Source organism: Kitasatospora cineracea (assembly GCF_003751605.1).
Lineage (GTDB): Bacteria > Actinomycetota > Actinomycetes > Streptomycetales > Streptomycetaceae > Kitasatospora > Kitasatospora cineracea.
The window spans coordinates 65,062-79,207 of the sequence record NZ_RJVJ01000002.1 but is presented as its reverse complement, the minus strand read 5'-3'; the positions used below and the strand labels follow the sequence as shown (position 1 = coordinate 79,207).

General features: G+C 74.6%; 11 protein-coding genes. 2 read left to right on the top strand and 9 right to left on the bottom strand.

Annotated elements, in window-relative coordinates; translation table 11 throughout:
• Nucleotides 1-69: 69 nt before the first annotated feature.
• The 7 genes from EDD39_RS26880 to EDD39_RS26850 all read right to left on the bottom strand — a co-directional run bounded on the left by EDD39_RS26880 (nucleotide 70) and on the right by EDD39_RS26850 (nucleotide 8,707).
• Nucleotides 70-459, bottom strand: coding sequence for a roadblock/LC7 domain-containing protein (locus EDD39_RS26880; protein ID WP_123561048.1), 390 nt, complete (start codon nucleotides 457-459; stop codon nucleotides 70-72).
• A gap of 79 nt (nucleotides 460-538) precedes the next feature.
• Complete coding sequence (locus EDD39_RS39855) at nucleotides 539-1,645, bottom strand: hypothetical protein (protein ID WP_162870223.1); 1,107 nt, start codon at nucleotides 1,643-1,645, stop codon at nucleotides 539-541.
• The gene (locus EDD39_RS26870) at nucleotides 1,645-2,028 is read right to left on the bottom strand and encodes a hypothetical protein (RefSeq protein ID WP_030458399.1); all 384 of its coding nucleotides are present in this window, start codon (nucleotides 2,026-2,028) and stop codon (nucleotides 1,645-1,647) included. The genes EDD39_RS39855 and EDD39_RS26870 overlap by 1 nt, the downstream gene beginning before the upstream one ends.
• A gap of 203 nt (nucleotides 2,029-2,231) precedes the next feature.
• Nucleotides 2,232-3,521: an MFS transporter gene (locus EDD39_RS26865; protein ID WP_123561046.1), complete on the bottom strand. Its 1,290-nt coding sequence runs from the start codon at nucleotides 3,519-3,521 to the stop codon at nucleotides 2,232-2,234.
• Nucleotides 3,518-4,111, bottom strand: a complete 594-nt coding sequence (locus tag EDD39_RS26860; RefSeq protein WP_123561044.1) for a winged helix-turn-helix domain-containing protein — start codon at nucleotides 4,109-4,111, stop codon at nucleotides 3,518-3,520. Before EDD39_RS26860 ends, EDD39_RS26865 begins: the two co-directional genes overlap by 4 nt.
• A gap of 72 nt (nucleotides 4,112-4,183) precedes the next feature.
• Nucleotides 4,184-6,517, bottom strand: coding sequence for an immune inhibitor A domain-containing protein (locus EDD39_RS26855; protein WP_123561042.1), 2,334 nt, complete (start codon nucleotides 6,515-6,517; stop codon nucleotides 4,184-4,186).
• A gap of 87 nt (nucleotides 6,518-6,604) precedes the next feature.
• Entirely contained in the window at nucleotides 6,605-8,707 is a 2,103-nt protein-coding gene (locus EDD39_RS26850) for a S9 family peptidase (protein WP_123561040.1), read from the bottom strand.
• Between the two features lie 80 nt (nucleotides 8,708-8,787).
• Here EDD39_RS26850 and EDD39_RS26845 point away from each other — a divergent pair, with 80 nt between their 5' ends.
• Complete coding sequence (locus EDD39_RS26845; protein ID WP_123561038.1) at nucleotides 8,788-9,984, top strand: aminotransferase class V-fold PLP-dependent enzyme; 1,197 nt, start codon at nucleotides 8,788-8,790, stop codon at nucleotides 9,982-9,984.
• A gap of 31 nt (nucleotides 9,985-10,015) precedes the next feature.
• Here EDD39_RS26845 and EDD39_RS26840 read toward each other — a convergent pair whose 3' ends face one another.
• Nucleotides 10,016-10,345, bottom strand: a complete 330-nt coding sequence (locus EDD39_RS26840) for an ArsR/SmtB family transcription factor (protein ID WP_030915791.1) — start codon at nucleotides 10,343-10,345, stop codon at nucleotides 10,016-10,018.
• Between the two features lie 44 nt (nucleotides 10,346-10,389).
• Nucleotides 10,390-10,764: a hypothetical protein gene (locus tag EDD39_RS26835; RefSeq protein WP_123561036.1), complete on the bottom strand. Its 375-nt coding sequence runs from the start codon at nucleotides 10,762-10,764 to the stop codon at nucleotides 10,390-10,392.
• A gap of 483 nt (nucleotides 10,765-11,247) precedes the next feature.
• On the opposite strand from EDD39_RS26835, the gene EDD39_RS26830 reads away from it, so the two are divergent.
• The gene (locus EDD39_RS26830) at nucleotides 11,248-14,103 is read left to right on the top strand and encodes a DEAD/DEAH box helicase (RefSeq protein ID WP_123563394.1); all 2,856 of its coding nucleotides are present in this window, start codon (nucleotides 11,248-11,250) and stop codon (nucleotides 14,101-14,103) included.
• The last annotated feature ends 43 nt before the right edge of the window (nucleotides 14,104-14,146 follow it).

Genomic DNA, 14,146 nt, shown 5'->3' with positions numbered 1-14,146 from the left:
AAAGGAATTGACGGCCCGTCAGTTCTTTGGAGCGACGGGTGTACCGCAGGGTGAGATGAGCGTCAGGGGTCAGGAGGGCGTCCGGTCGAGGTCGGTGTCGGCCAGCGCGGCTATCCGCGCCCCGGCCCGGCGGGCCTCCAGGTGCAGCCGGCCCACGTTGGCCTGCGGACCGGCCAGCAGGGTCAGCACCGTGTACGCGCCGGCCGCGTACGTCGCGGTGTAGCCGCGCTCGCCGCGGGCGATCAGCTCCCGGAAGGCGCCCTGCCCGGTCGCCTCGGTCAGCCGGGAGCCGACGCCCAGCGCCGCCGCGGTCAGCGCTGCCACGCCCTCCGGCTCCAGCGCGGCCGCGTCGTGCGCCACCACCAGGCCGTCGATGGTCGCCACCAGCGAACCGGTCAGGTGCGGGACCCGCGCCCGCAGGCCCTGGAGCTCGGCCTGCACCTCGGCCTCCGGCAGCACGGGGATCCTCCTCGCGGTCAGTTGTCGAAAGGTCCGCTTCATGACTCGGTCGGCGGGACGGGGCGGGCGGGCGGGGCGGTCACAGGGCCTCCAGGGCAGCGCGTAGTCGGAGCAGCAGGCCCACCTCCGGGTCCGCGGAGTCGTAGGAGCGCGGACCGGGCGGCAGCAGCACGTCCGGTGGCGCGGCCGGCGGCACGGCGGCCGGGGACACCGCGGCCGGGGGCGGGTCGGGGACGGCGGCCGGCCGCGGGACGGCGAGCAGCCCCGCGGCGGCCAGCTGCCGGACGTCCAGCAGCGTGCCGTAGGTGGAGCGCCCCAGCAGCCGGGCCAGCTCGGGCGCGGTGCGGGTGCCGTCGGCCGCGGCCAGCAGCGACTGCCGGCGGCGGTGCGGCACCGCGGTGCGGCGGGTCGGGGCGGCGCCGGTGGCCAGCAGCGGCGCCCGGTCCAGCTCGGCGGACGGCCAGCAGCCGTCCAGCAGCGAGCGGCGGCGGCCGATCGCGCCGCGCAGCTCCAGCACCGAGAGCGGGCGGGCCAGGGCGAACACCGGCCGCGCGGCCGGGTCGAAGCGCAGCTCGCCGCCGTGCTGGGCCAGCGCGTCCTGCGCGCCGTCCAGGGTGGCGGCCAGCCGGGCGAGTTCGAGCTCGCCCGCCCCGGCCAGGCCGCTGCCCAGCAGGTACTCGGCGAGCCGTCCGGCCCCCAGCAGCAGGCTGTCCTCCCACTCCCGCACGGTGATCCGCCCGGCCCCGGTCAGCAGGTGGCCGACGGTCGCCGCGCCCGGCGCCTCGGCGTGCACCACCAGGCCGCCGGACAGGTGCACCGCGCCGTCCGGGCCGTGCAGGGCGCCGGTGGAGCCCTCCGCGGCGAGGTCGGTCAGCGCGGCCTCGAAGGTGGTGGCGGGCGCGCAGCTGGAGCGCCGGCGGCGCGGCAGCGGCGCGGCGTGGGCCCGCGGCCGGGGCGCCGGGGGCGTCGTGGGCGCGGCGGCCGGGGGCAGCGCGGTCAGGTACGGGCCGGGGACCTCGGCGGCGGGGCCGAACTGCCCGGCGGCGGGCACCAGTCGGTGCACCGAGACCGGCGAGGCGACCAGCAGCGGCGGCACCGTCGGCATGGGCGGCACGGCCGGTGGCGGCTCCGGGGCCGGTGCGGGGGCGAGGGCCGGTGCGGGAGCGAGGGTGTCGGTGGGCCGCATCAGGAGAGCACCAGCCGGTCGGCGATGGCGGCCAGCCGGAGCCGGGCCATCGCCAGGTTGGCGAGGTCCCGGTCCAGCCGCAGGTAGAGGAAGACGTTGGCGTCGAAGGCCGCGGGGACGAAGCGCAGCAGGTGGTAGTTGCCCGCCGAGGTGACGATGACGTCCTCGGCGGGCGGGGCGCCGCTGTCCGGGTCGGCGAACGACGGGGTCTGGGTGACGGCCCGGGCGAGCTCGGTGGCGTCCGCGGCGCCGACCTCGTGGTCGCCGTCGGGGCCGAGACCGGCGGTGCCTATGGCCAGGCCGTTGGTCCAGTCGACCAGGCTGACCCCCAGCGCGCCGGTGATCCCCATGGCTTCCGCAAGGCACTCCTCGATCCCGGGCACGTACCGCGTTCCCTCCCCACCGTGCGGGGCACGGTGCGTCGCCGTCACCGCCTTCACCTGCGGTAGTCTGACCGGGACGCAACGCTACCGGCGCTGCCACGGGAGGGCGAGACTTTCCGCCATATCCCTCGGGCATATGCACGAATGCGCTATGGTTCGCGGATTTTGAAGCGTCCCGGTGAAGACGGCGTGGCGCGGGAGGTTCAGCTCTCCGGCTCCTCCTCCGGCGTCCGGACGGGGAGTTCGCGCATCCGCGGGATCGGCGAGAACAGCACCCACAGGCCGGAGCAGACCGCGCCGACGGCGGCGGTCCACAGTGCCGGGCGCAGGCCGATGGTGCTGCCGAGCAGGCCGCCGAGCAGCGAACCCAGCGGGCGGACGCCGTAGTTGACGGCCTGGTAGGCGCCGAAGACCCGGGAGCGCAGGGCGTCGGGGATGCAGGCGGCGAAGATGGTGCCGGCCGAGATGTCCAGGATCATCACGCCCACGCCGGAGAGGAACTCGGCGCCGAACAGCAGGGCCGCGGAGGCGGCGACCGAGCCGCCCGCGAGCGGGACCAGCAGCAGCGGGGCGGGGAAGAGCACCAGGCCGAGCAGGAACGCGGGCCCGATGCCGATCCGGGCGGCGAGCCGTCCGGTGAGGGCCGCGCCGAGCAGGGTGCCGACGGCGGCGGCGCCCATCACCGCGCCCAGCAGGCCGGCGCTGAAGTGGAGTTCCCGGGTGGCGTAGAGGACGAACAGCGCGCCGATGACGAAGGTGAACAGGTTGACGGTGGCGGTGCCGAGCAGCGAGGCCCGGACCACCGCGTCCTGCCGGATCCAGCGCAGGCCCTCCGCGGCGCCGCTGTGCTCCTTCTCGGCGCGCGGCGGTTCGGCCGGGTCGATCTTCCGCAGGAACAGCGCGGAGACCAGGAAGGAGGCCGCGTCGACCACCAGCGCCAGCGGGGCGGCCAGGAGTTGGACCAGCAGGCCGCCGAGGCCGGGGCCGGCCACGTAGGTGGCGGCCCGGCTGCCGTTGATCAGCGCGTTGCCGCTGAGGTACTGCTCGGCGGGCACCAGGGCGACGAACAGCGGCGGGTTGCAGACGTTGAAGAACACCGACAGCGCGCCGACGGTGAGCACCACCGCGTACAGCTGGGTCAGCGTCAGCACCCCGGCCGCGTGGGCGAGCGGGACGGTCAGCAGGACGGCGGCGCGGCCCAGGTCGGTGGCGATCATCATGCGGCGGCGGCGCCCGTAGCGGTCGGCCCAGCCGCCCGCGTGCAGCGAGAGCAGCAGGTAGGGCAGGTAGCCGGCGGCGGTCAGGTAGCCCATCTGGGCGGCGGTGGCGTGCAGGGTGGAGACCGCGATCAGCGGGACGACCAGCAGGGTGATCTGGTCGCCGAGCGAGGAGACGGTCTGGCCGGTCCAGTAGCGGCGGAAGGCCGGTTCGTGGAGCAGCGCGGGTATCCGGCGGCGGACGGCGGCGGCCGGGCGGGTGTCGAGGAGGCTCACGGCGCCGTGCCCTCCGGGGTGTCGGTGGGGACGGCGAGCTGGATCAGCTGGACGGCCCGGGCGCCCTCGGGGGGCGGGCCGGGGCGGCCCAGCCGCTCCGTGTAGGGGCGGGTCAACTCCTCGATGCGCGCGGTGAGTTCGGCGAGTTCCGCGGCGGTGACCAGGACGGCGCTGTCGCCGAAGGAGGCGGCCTCGCGCCACTCGGGGGCGTCGGTGCCGCGGTGCAGCAGCCAGCCGGTGGCGCGGGCGAAGTAGCCGTCCAGCACGGCCCGTTGCAGGGCCTCGGTGGCGGCGGCCTGCTCCGGGTCGGCGGGGGAGGCGTCCCAGCTGGTGAAGGCGGCGGTCGCCCGCCAGGGCTTCTCCCGGCCGCGTCCGCCGCCGGCCTCCTCCACCAGCCCGTACTTGGCGAGCTGGCGCAGGTGGAAGGAGCAGCTCGCCACCGATTCGGTGCCGAGCAGCTCCGCCGCCCGGGTCGCGGTCAGCGGCCCGTGCAGGCGGAGCAGGCCGACCAGTGCCATCCGGGTGGGATGGGCGTAGGCGCGCAGGGCGCGCGGGTCGGTGAGCCGGATGGCCGGCGGCTGTTCGCTCATGTTCTAAAGCTAGCTTTAGAAAGAACTCTTTACAAGCCGCCGGCCTGCGGTGTCCCGCGGACCGGGCCCCGGTCAGGCGGCCGGGCCGACCCGGACCGTGGTGAGCCGGCCGCCCTGGGTCTCCCGGACCACCTCGATCCGGGTGCCGGTGTCCGGCACCTTCACCCCGAGCTGCGGGAGCGCCGGATCGGTGTACACCCCGGAGTGGTCGTCGAACGCGGGCACCGCGGGCTCGGACGGCACCTTGGTCGCCGCGCCCGCCCTGTGCAGGGTGAACCCGGTGGTCGGCTTCAGCGAGAAGACCGCGTCGTACGGCTGCGACCGCCCGTTGGTGACCGTCCCGTCCGCGAACCGCAGCGCCTTCGGGTGCGCGTCCACCGGCAGGATCAGGCCGCCGCCCGGGTGGTCGGCGGTGTTGTTGTCGCCGTAGCCGGTGTCCCACAGCCAGACCAGGACGCCCTCCTGGTACGGGTAGGTGTCGATCACGTCGGCCTTGCCCGGCACGCCCGAGTAGCCGAAGTTGTACGGGCCGGTCCTCAGGAAGGCGCCGTAGCCGGCGTAGCGGCGGTTCTCCACCAGGTACGCCCGCGGGTGCTGCTGGACGGCGTCCCTGCCCCGGACCACCGTGAAGCCGACCTGCGCCCAGCCCGCGGCCCCGCCGCCCTCCGCGCCGTCGCTCAGCAGCACCGCGCCGTCGGCGGTCAGCCGCACCGCGTCGACCAGCACGCCCTTGCCGTGGGTGTTGGTGTCGGAGGTGACGTGGAAGCGCACCTGCACGCTCTTGCCGAGGTAGGCGTCGAGCGGGACGTGCAGCTGCCGCCAGCCGCCGGAGCTGCCGCTCAGGCCTGGGGTCAGCGCGGGGGTGTCGCCGATCGGCTGCCCGTCGGCGGTACCGTGCAGCGGCGTCCAGGTCCGGCCGCCGTCGGCCGAGCCCTCGATCGTGAAGAAGTCGTAGTCCTGCTCGGTGTCCCACCAGGCGGCCGCGTCCAGCGCGGCCGAGCCGGTGGCGCCGGTCAGGTCGACGGTGCGGGAGAGCGCGGCGTCCAGGTTGTCGCCGGTGTCGCTCCACCACTGCCGGCCGCCCTCGTACGGGTCGGCCAGCGTGGTGGTGGTGCTGCCCGGCGGCAGGTGCACCAGGACGGCCTGCGCCTGGTCGGTGTGGTAGCCGCTGACGCCCAGGGCGTGGCTGGAGCGGGTCGCCGCCCGGGCCTCGTCGTAGTCGAGCCAGCCCAGTTGCAGCTTGCTCCAGGCGTCCAGGTCGCCCGGGTACTCGCCGGTGGTGTTCCGGCCCCGGCCCAGGTAGGAGGCGGAGGACATCAGCGACCAGAAGCCGACCGAGTTGTCGCCGCCGGTGGTCGGGTACAGGTCGGGCAGGCCGAGGTTGTGGCCGAACTCGTGCGAGAACAGGCCCACGCCGCTGTTCTCGCCCGCCTGGACGTAGTCGTAGACGTACAGGCCGGTGTCGCCGACCGGGGCGCCGCCGATCCGGTTGCCCGCCGGGCCGGTCTGTCCGGTCGGGTCGGGGAAGGTCCAACTGCGGTGCGCCCACAGGGCGTCGGCGCCCTGGGCGCCGCCGCCCCAGGTCTCGTCGACGCCGGCGTGCACCACGATCACGTTGTCGAGGTAGCCGTCCGGCTCGTCGAAGTTCCCGTCCTTGTCGTAGTCGTAGCGGTCCTGGGTGTCGTACTGGGCGAGTTCCGCCCCGACGTCGGCCGCGGTGCGGCCCTTGGCGAGCTCGCCCTCGTACCACGCCGTGGTGGCGTCCCGGACGAACTCCTGGGCCTGGGTCCAGCCGCCGCCGCCCTGCGGGCCCTTGTTGGAGCCGTAGCGGGCCTCGTTCCACGGCAGCGTCACCCAGTCGGAGACGGTGCCCTGGAGGTCGTACCGGCCCGAGGACTGGGTGCGGTAGAAGTTGCGCATCGAGTTCGCGCCGGGCGTGTCGTCGAAGAACATCTTCCGGTAGTAGTCGCGGCTGAAGTCGTGCTCCCAGTAGGTGTGGGTGTCGCTCCCGTCCGGCTGCGGGACGGCGTTGTGCCGCGGGCCGGGGGTGCCGCCGTAGCGGGGCTGCCCGTTGTACTGGGTGGTGTCGTCGACCCGGTCGCCGAACTGGGCCAGGATCACGAACACCTTGTCGGTGCGCTGCCTGGCCAGTTGGACGTAGTCGTTGCCGATCTTCACCTTGGCCGGCGCGGACCTGCCGTTCTTGGCGACCCCGCCCTGGTTGACCTGGGCCAGGGCCTGCGTCTGCAGGGCCTGCCGGGCCTTCTCCTGCGGCGGCAGCGGGGAGGGCGGCGCCTCCCGGCCGTCCGCGGCCTGCTGGGCCGTCAACTCGGCGGCGGGTCCGTGGGGCCGGGCGAACGCGGGGGTGGCGGTCAGTGCTATCGCACCGGTGGTCAGCGCAGCCATGAGGGCTGTGGGAAGTCTGCGCAAGTGACCCGGTCCTCTCTCAAGGGTGGGTAAACGGATGGCCGGTAATATTTCACATGTCATCCACTACGGGGAAGGGGGTGCGCCCGCCTCCCGGCCCGGGCCCAACTTTTCGCGGAAGAAGGCCAGTTCCTGCACCGCGACCCGCTCCAGCGCCCCGTCCGGCAGCATGTGGCTCACCCCCGGCAGCGGCAGCACGGTGTGCGCCCGCCCCGCCCGGGTCAGCGCCTCGGACAGCCGCAGGGTGTGCGAGGGGTGCACGTTGTCGTCCGCCAGGCCGTGGACGAGCAGCAGCGGCCGGCGCAGCCCCGGCGCGTCGCCGAGCAGGCAGTCCGCCGCGTACCCCTCCGGGTTGTCCTGCGGCAGGCCCAGGTAGCGCTCGGTGTACGCGGTGTCGTACTGCCGGAAGTCGGTCGGCGGGGCGCCCGCGCTGGCCGCGTGGAACACGTCCGGGCGGCGCAGCACCGCCAGCGCCGCGAAGTACCCGCCGTACGACCAGCCGCGCACCCCGACCCGGGACAGGTCCAGGTCCGGGTGCGCGGCGCCGAGCGCCCGCAGCGCGGCCACCTGGTCGTCCAGCGCGACCTGCGAGAAGCGGCGGAAGACCGCCCGGGTGAAGTCCGGCGAGACGAACGGGGTGCCCCGGTTGTCCACCGTCACCACGGCGAAGCCCCGGTCGGCCCACCACTGCTTGAACTGCCAGCGGCGCGGCTCGTTGGCGATCACCTGGAAGCCCGGGCCGCCGTACACGTCCAGCAGCACCGGCAGCCGGCGGCCCGGCACGTGCCCGCGCGGGTACAGCACCGCGGCGGGCAGGCCGAGTTCGGTCACCCGGGACAGCGACGGGCGCGGACGGTAGGGGAGTTCGGCCGTCAGGTCGGGGAAGTCCGTGCTGCTCGCGGCGGTTCGCAGCTCGCGGCGGACGCCGTCCAGCGAGGCCGAGGTGAGCAGCAGCACGTCCCCGGCGTGGGCGGCCACCGCGTGCACGCCCGCGCCCGCGGTCAGCTTCTCCAGCGCCCCGGTGCCCGGGTCGAGCAGGAACACGTGCTGGTCGGCCGGGTCGCCGTCGCCCGCCTCGACCAGCAGCCGCCCGTCGGGCCGCGGGCCGACCACCCGGCGCACCTGGAGGCGCTCGTCGGTGAGGATCTTGCCGTCCAGCGCCACCCCGCGGGCGGCCGGGGTGTCGGCGGAGGTCAGTACCCGGCCGTCGGCCAGCCGCAGCGGGGTGCCGGGCAGCGGGTCGACCCAGAACTCGTCCTCGGTGCGGCTCAGTTCGCGGGTTTCGCCGGTCGCCGGGTCGGCGCTCAGCAGCAGCACGCGCTGCTGCAGCCGGTCCGCGACGGTCAGCAGGATTTCGCCGCCGCCCTCCCAGCCCGCCGCCGTCAGGTACGGGAACTCGCCGGTGTCCCAACGCAGTCGCGTCGGGGCGCCGCCCGGGCGCAGCACCCACAGCTGGACGTCCGCGTTCGGGCCGCCGGCCTGCGGGTAGGCGAAGGACTCGGGGGCCGCCTCCGGGTGCGCCGGGTCGGCGAAGTGCCGCAGCGGCAGGGCGGATTCGTCCACCCGGGCGGCCAGCAGGGCGCTGCCGTCCGGCGCCCACCAGTGGCCCCGGGTGCGGCCCAGCTCCTCCTGCGCGGCGAACTCGGCCACGCCCCACAGCGCGCCGTCCGCCGGGCTGACCCGCCCGCCCGGCGTCAGGTGCAGCGCCCCGCCGGCCACGTACGCCACCACCGAGCCGTCGGCGTTCGGCCGGGGGTCGAACGCGGGCCCGGCGACCGGGAGTTCGGTGCTGGTGCCGGTCTCGGTGTCGCACCGGAAGACCCGGCCGTCCAGCGCGAAGACGGCCCGGGACAGGTCGGCGGTGGCCGCGAACGAGCCGATGCCGGGCGCCCACAGCCGGATCCGCTCGCGCAACCGGCGCTCCAGCGGCGGCAGTTCGGCGGCCGCGCCGGTGCGCCCCGGGGCGATCGCCGCCGGGTCGGCGACCAGTCGCTCCCGGCCGGTGGCCAGGTCGTACCGCCAGAGCCGTTCGACCGGGTCGGTGGCGCCGGTCGAGCGCAGGAACAGGGCGCGGCCGGCGTCGGCGGACAGGGTGACGGCGCGCGGGGCGCCGTAGCTGAAGCGGCCGGTGGCGGCGCTCAGCGCGAGGTAGGGGTCGGTGTGAGTCACCCGCCGATGGTTGCCGTGCCCGGCCCCGGTCGGCTAGAAGTATGCAGTGTGAAATGTCACACAGCATTTGGAGGGTGCACATGAAGAATCCGGGGAACCCGCGGACCGCTCCGGCCGCCGACCCGCCCGCGCCACTGCCCGGCAGCACCACCCTGTTCACCCTCGACCCCGGCACCGCCCACCTCAACCACGGCTCCTACGGCGCCGTCCCCGTCCCGGTCCAGCGCCGGCAGGCCGAACTGCGCGCCGCCCTCGAACGCGACCCCGACGGCTTCTTCCAGGACGCCCCCGACCGGATCGCCCGGGCCCGCGCCGAGATCGCCGCCGCCCTCGGCGGCCACCCCGACCGGCTCGCCCTGACCACCAACGTCACCGAAGCCGTCGCCGTCGCCCTGGACTCCGTCCCGCTCGGCGCCCGCGAACAGGTCCTGGTCACCGACCACGGCTACGGCGCGGTCACCCGCGCCTGCGAACGCCGCGCCGCCGAGGCCGGCGCCGTGGTGCGCCGGGTCCGGATCTCCCCGCACGCCCCCGACGAGGACGCCGTCGCCGAACGCGTCCTGGCCGCCGTCACCCCGCACACCAGGGTCGCCGTCCTCGACCTGGTCAGCTCGCCCACCGCCCGGGCCGTCGCCACCCCCGCCCTGCTCGCCGCGCTGCGCGAACGCGGCGTGACCACCGTGGTCGACGCCGCGCACGCCCCCGGCGCGCTGCCCGTCGACCTCGGCGGCGCGGCCGGCGGCGCCGACTTCTGGGCCGGCAACCTGCACAAGTGGGCCTTCGCCCCGCGCGCCGCCGCCGTCCTCGCCGTCGACCGGCCCTGGCGGCCCGAGGTCCGCCCGCTGACCCTCTCCTGGGAGCACGACCGCGGCTTCCCCCGCCGGGTCGAGTGGCGCGGCACCTTCGACTACACCCCGTGGCTGGCCGCCCCCGCCGGCCTCGCCCTGATCCACCGGATCGGCGCCGACCGGCTGCGCGACCACAACGACCGGCTGGCCGCGCACGGACAGCGGCTGCTGGTCGAACGGGCCGGCCTGCGGCCCCTCCCGGCCCTGCCCGGCCTCGGCATGCGCGCCGTCCGGCTCCCGCCCGGCACCGCCGAGCAGGAGCACGCCGCGAAAGCCCTGATGACCGCCGTCCACCGCACCCTCGACACCCGGGTCGCGGTCCGCCCCTGGCCCGGCGGCGGCATCCTCCGGATCAGCGCCCAGCTCTACAACCGCCCCGAGGAGTACCGGCGGCTGGCCGACGGCCTGGCCCGCCTGCTCACCCGCTGACGGGCCGGGGTCGGGGCCGCGTCGGTCGGCACTAGCGCGCGGCGCGCAGCTCCGCCAGCAGCATGCCCTGGTCGGCGAGCAGCTCGGTCAGGATCCGCCGGGCCGTCCGGAGCAGCTCGGCGACGTCCGCGCCGGCCAGGGCGTACACCACCGTCGAACCCTCGCGGGTCGAGGTGACCAGGCCGGAGCGGCGCAGGACGGCGAGCTGCTGGGAGAGGCTGGACGGTTCGACGTCCAGCTCGGCCAGCAGCTCCCGCACCGGCGTCGGGCCGGCCTGGAGCAGTTCGAGGACCCGGATTCGCACCGGGTGGCCGAGCATCCGGAAGAACTCGGCCTTGGCCTGGTACAGCGGTACGGGCATGCTTCCTCCCCTCTCCGGCGGCACGCAGGCCGCCCCTCCCGCGCTCAGACCTCCAGCGACGCCTCGATCCGCTTCAACTGGTGCCGGGCCATGGCGAGGTTGGACCGGGTGCGGTTCAGCGCGAGGTACAGGAACAGGCCGCGCCCGCCGGCGGTGGTGAGCGGCCGGATCAGGTGGTACTGGCCGGTGAGGGTGACCAGGATGTCCTCGATGCCGTCGTCGTGGAGGTTGAGCATCTCCATGGCCCGCATCTTGGCACGGACCAGGTCCGTGTTGGCGGCCGCGGCGACATTCATGTCGAGTTCGCCGCCGTCCCCGAGGGTGCCGAGCGCCATGCCGCTCCCGTAGTCCACCAGGGCCACCCCCAGGGCGCCCTCGATGGTCATGGCTTCCTTGAGCGAGGTCTCGAGATTCGCCATCGCCTGTCCTCCTGCTGTCGTGTGCCGTCGTGCGCGGTTGCGCGCCGCCGTGGCCGACCGGCCGGGTCGATCGGCACGACTGTAGGAACGGGACCGCACTGCGGCCGGGTGTTGAGCGCAATCTTTCGGATCTGATCGAAACGGGGCCGGAAAGCACCGAACTGCCGACCACTTGAAGACATTTGCAAATCAGAACGTGAACAGTTCGCCCGGACGCGGTTCCGGCCCCCGCCCCCGGGGAACCGCCCGGCCCGCGCCGGGACGCTCCCGGTGACGGCTCCGCGAAGTGCCGGAAAAGTCTGATGTTGATGTCACTCCAGACGGGTAATCTCAGGCTGAGATGCTCGATCACCACACTCCACGCACCCGCTGCGCCCCGTCGCCCCTCCGGGCCACGGCCCCGCAGCCGCAGGCGTCGCCGTCTGCGTTCTCGTCCAGCCACACCCACGGGAAGAACAGGTGACGCCAGTGCCCGGCAAGCCCATGCCCGAAGAGCAGCTCGACCCCGCCGCCGAGGAGGAGCTCAGCCCCGCCGAGCGCTACGCGGCCTCCCGTGCGCGCGCCAAGGAACAGGCCACCGCCTTCCACGGGTTCCAGCAGCTGTACGACTTCCCGCTCGACGACTTCCAGGTCCGCGCCTGCCGCACCCTGGAGGACGGCAAGGGCGTCCTGGTCGCCGCGCCGACCGGCTCCGGCAAGACCATCGTCGGCGAGTTCGCCGTCCACCTGGCGCTGGCCGGCGGCCGCAAGTGCTTCTACACCACGCCGATCAAGGCGCTGTCGAACCAGAAGTACGGCGACCTGGTCAAGCGCTACGGCCAGGCCAAGGTCGGCCTGCTGACCGGCGACAACTCGGTCAACGGGGACGCGCCGATCGTCGTGATGACCACCGAGGTCCTGCGCAACATGCTGTACGCGGGCTCCAACGCCCTCGACGGCCTCGGCTACGTGGTGATGGACGAGGTGCACTACCTCGCCGACCGGTTCCGCGGCGCCGTCTGGGAGGAGGTCATCATCCACCTCCCCGAGTCGGTGACGCTGGTGTCGCTCTCCGCGACGGTCTCCAACGCCGAGGAGTTCGGCGACTGGCTGGACACCGTCCGCGGCGGCACCGAGGTGATCGTCTCCGAGCACCGCCCCGTCCCGCTCTGGCAGCACGTGATGGCCGGCAACCGGATGTACGACCTGTTCGCCAGCCCCGACCGGGACGGCCGCCCCAAGGGCAGCCTGAAGAACCCCGCCAAGGCCGTCAACCCCGAACTCGTCCGGCTGGCCCGCTCCGAGGCCGACCGCGGCCGGGACCGGTTCGCCCGCGGCCGGGGCCGCTCGATGCCCACCGGCCGCCCCGGCCGGGTCTGGACGCCGAACCGGGTCGACGTGATCGACCGGCTGGACGCCGAGGGCCTGCTGCCCGCCATCACCTTCATCTTCAGCCGGGCCGGCTGCGAGGCCGCCGTCCAGCAGTGCCTCAACTCCGGCCTGCGGCTGAACCGGGACGCCGACCGCTTCAAGGTCCGCCAGTTCGTCGAGGAGCGCTGCCGCGACATCCCCGACGAGGACCTGCACGTCCTCGGCTACTACGAGTGGCTGGACGGCCTGGAGCGCGGCATCGCCGCCCACCACGCCGGCATGCTGCCCCGGTTCAAGGAGGTCGTCGAGGAGCTGTTCGTCCAGGGACTGGTCAAGGCGGTCTTCGCCACCGAGACGCTCGCCCTCGGCATCAACATGCCCGCCCGCTCGGTGGTCATGGAGAAGCTGGTCAAGTGGAACGGCGAGACCCACGCCGACATCACCCCCGGCGAGTACACCCAGCTCACCGGCCGGGCCGGCCGCCGCGGCATCGACGTCGAGGGCCACGCCGTCGTGCTCTGGCAGCGCGGCCTCGACCCGGAGGCGCTGGCAGGCCTGGCCGGCACCCGCACCTACCCGCTCAAGTCCTCCTTCCGCCCCTCGTACAACATGGCCGTCAACCTGGTCGGCCAGTTCGGGCGGCACCGCTCCCGCGAACTGCTGGAGACCTCCTTCGCGCAGTTCCAGGCCGACCGCTCGGTGGTCGGCATCGCCCGCCAGGTGCAGCGCAACGAGGAGGGCCTGGAGGGCTACCGCGAGTCGATGACCTGCCACCTCGGCGACTTCGACGAGTACATGCAGCTGCGCCGCGACCTCAAGGACCGCGAGAACGCGCTCGCCCGCGAGGGCACCTCGCAGCGCCGCAACGCCGCCGTCGAGGCGATCGAGCAGCTCAGGCCCGGCGACATCATCCACGTCCCGACCGGCAAGTTCGCCGGCCTCGCGCTCGTCCTCGACCCCGGCCTGCCGCCGGACAGCCGCAGCGGCCGCGGCGGGCACCACCGGCACCCCGACTTCCAGGACGGCCCGCGCCCGGTCGTGCTCACCGCCGAACGGCAGGTCAAGCGCCTGGCGATGATCGACTTCCCGCACCCCGTCGCCGCCGTGGACCGGATGCGGATCCCCAAGTCCTTCAACCCGCGCAGCCCGCAGTCCCGCCGCGACCTCGCCTCCGCGCTGCGCACCAAGGCCGGCCACCTCGAACCCGAGCGCCACCGCAAGGGCCGCGCCGCCGCCGCCGACGACCCCGAGATCAGCCGGCTGCGCACCGCCCTGCGCCAGCACCCCTGCCACGGCTGCGACGAACGCGAGGACCACGCCCGCTGGTCCGAGCGCTACCACCGCCTGCACCGCGACACCGAACTCCTCGAACGCCGGATGCGCTCGCGCACCCACACCATCGCCCGCACCTTCGACCGGGTCTGCGGCCTGCTCGCCGACCTCGGCTACCTCCGGGCGGACACCGTCACCGACGACGGCAAGCGCCTCGCCCGGCTCTACGGCGAACTCGACCTGCTCGCCGCCGAGTGCATCCGCGAGGGCGTCTGGAACGGCCTCGCCGCCGCCGAACTCGCCGCCTGCGCCTCGGCGCTGGTCTACGAGGCCCGCCAGTCCGACGACGCCACCGCCCCGCGCGTCCCCGAGGGCGGCGCCAAGGAGGCGCTCGGCAGGATGGTCCGGATCTGGAGCAGGCTCGACGACCTGGAGGAACAGCACAAGATCTCCACCGCCGAAGGCGTCGGCCAGCGCGAACCCGACCTCGGCTTCGCCTGGACCGCCTACCGCTGGGCCCTCGGCCACGACCTCGACGCCGTCCTGCGCGACGCCGACATGCCCGCCGGCGACTTCGTCCGCTGGACCAAGCAACTCATCGACGTCCTCGGCCAGATCCAGGACGCCGCCGGTGACAACGCGGACCTGCGCAAGACCGCCCGCAAGGCGGTCGACGGCATGCGGCGCGGCATCATCGCGTACTCCTCCGTGGGGTGAACCCCCGCCGGGCCCGGCCGCTCCCGAGTGGCCGGGCCCGGGG

Excerpts from the sequence above, each read along its gene's own strand:
- EDD39_RS26840 (WP_030915791.1), bottom strand. The coding sequence starts at position 10,345 with ATGCCCGTACCGCTGTACCAGGCCAAGGCCGAGTTCTTCCGGATGCTC.
- EDD39_RS39855 (WP_162870223.1), bottom strand. The coding sequence starts at position 1,645 with ATGCGGCCCACCGACACCCTCGCTCCCGCACCGGCCCTCGCCCCCGCA.
- EDD39_RS26845 (WP_123561038.1), top strand. The coding sequence starts at position 8,788 with ATGAAGAATCCGGGGAACCCGCGGACCGCTCCGGCCGCCGACCCGCCC.
- EDD39_RS26835 (WP_123561036.1), bottom strand. The coding sequence starts at position 10,764 with ATGGCGAATCTCGAGACCTCGCTCAAGGAAGCCATGACCATCGAGGGC.
- EDD39_RS26860 (WP_123561044.1), bottom strand. The coding sequence starts at position 4,111 with ATGAGCGAACAGCCGCCGGCCATCCGGCTCACCGACCCGCGCGCCCTG.
- EDD39_RS26830 (WP_123563394.1), top strand. The coding sequence starts at position 11,248 with ATGCCCGAAGAGCAGCTCGACCCCGCCGCCGAGGAGGAGCTCAGCCCC.
- EDD39_RS26855 (WP_123561042.1), bottom strand. The coding sequence starts at position 6,517 with ATGGCTGCGCTGACCACCGGTGCGATAGCACTGACCGCCACCCCCGCG.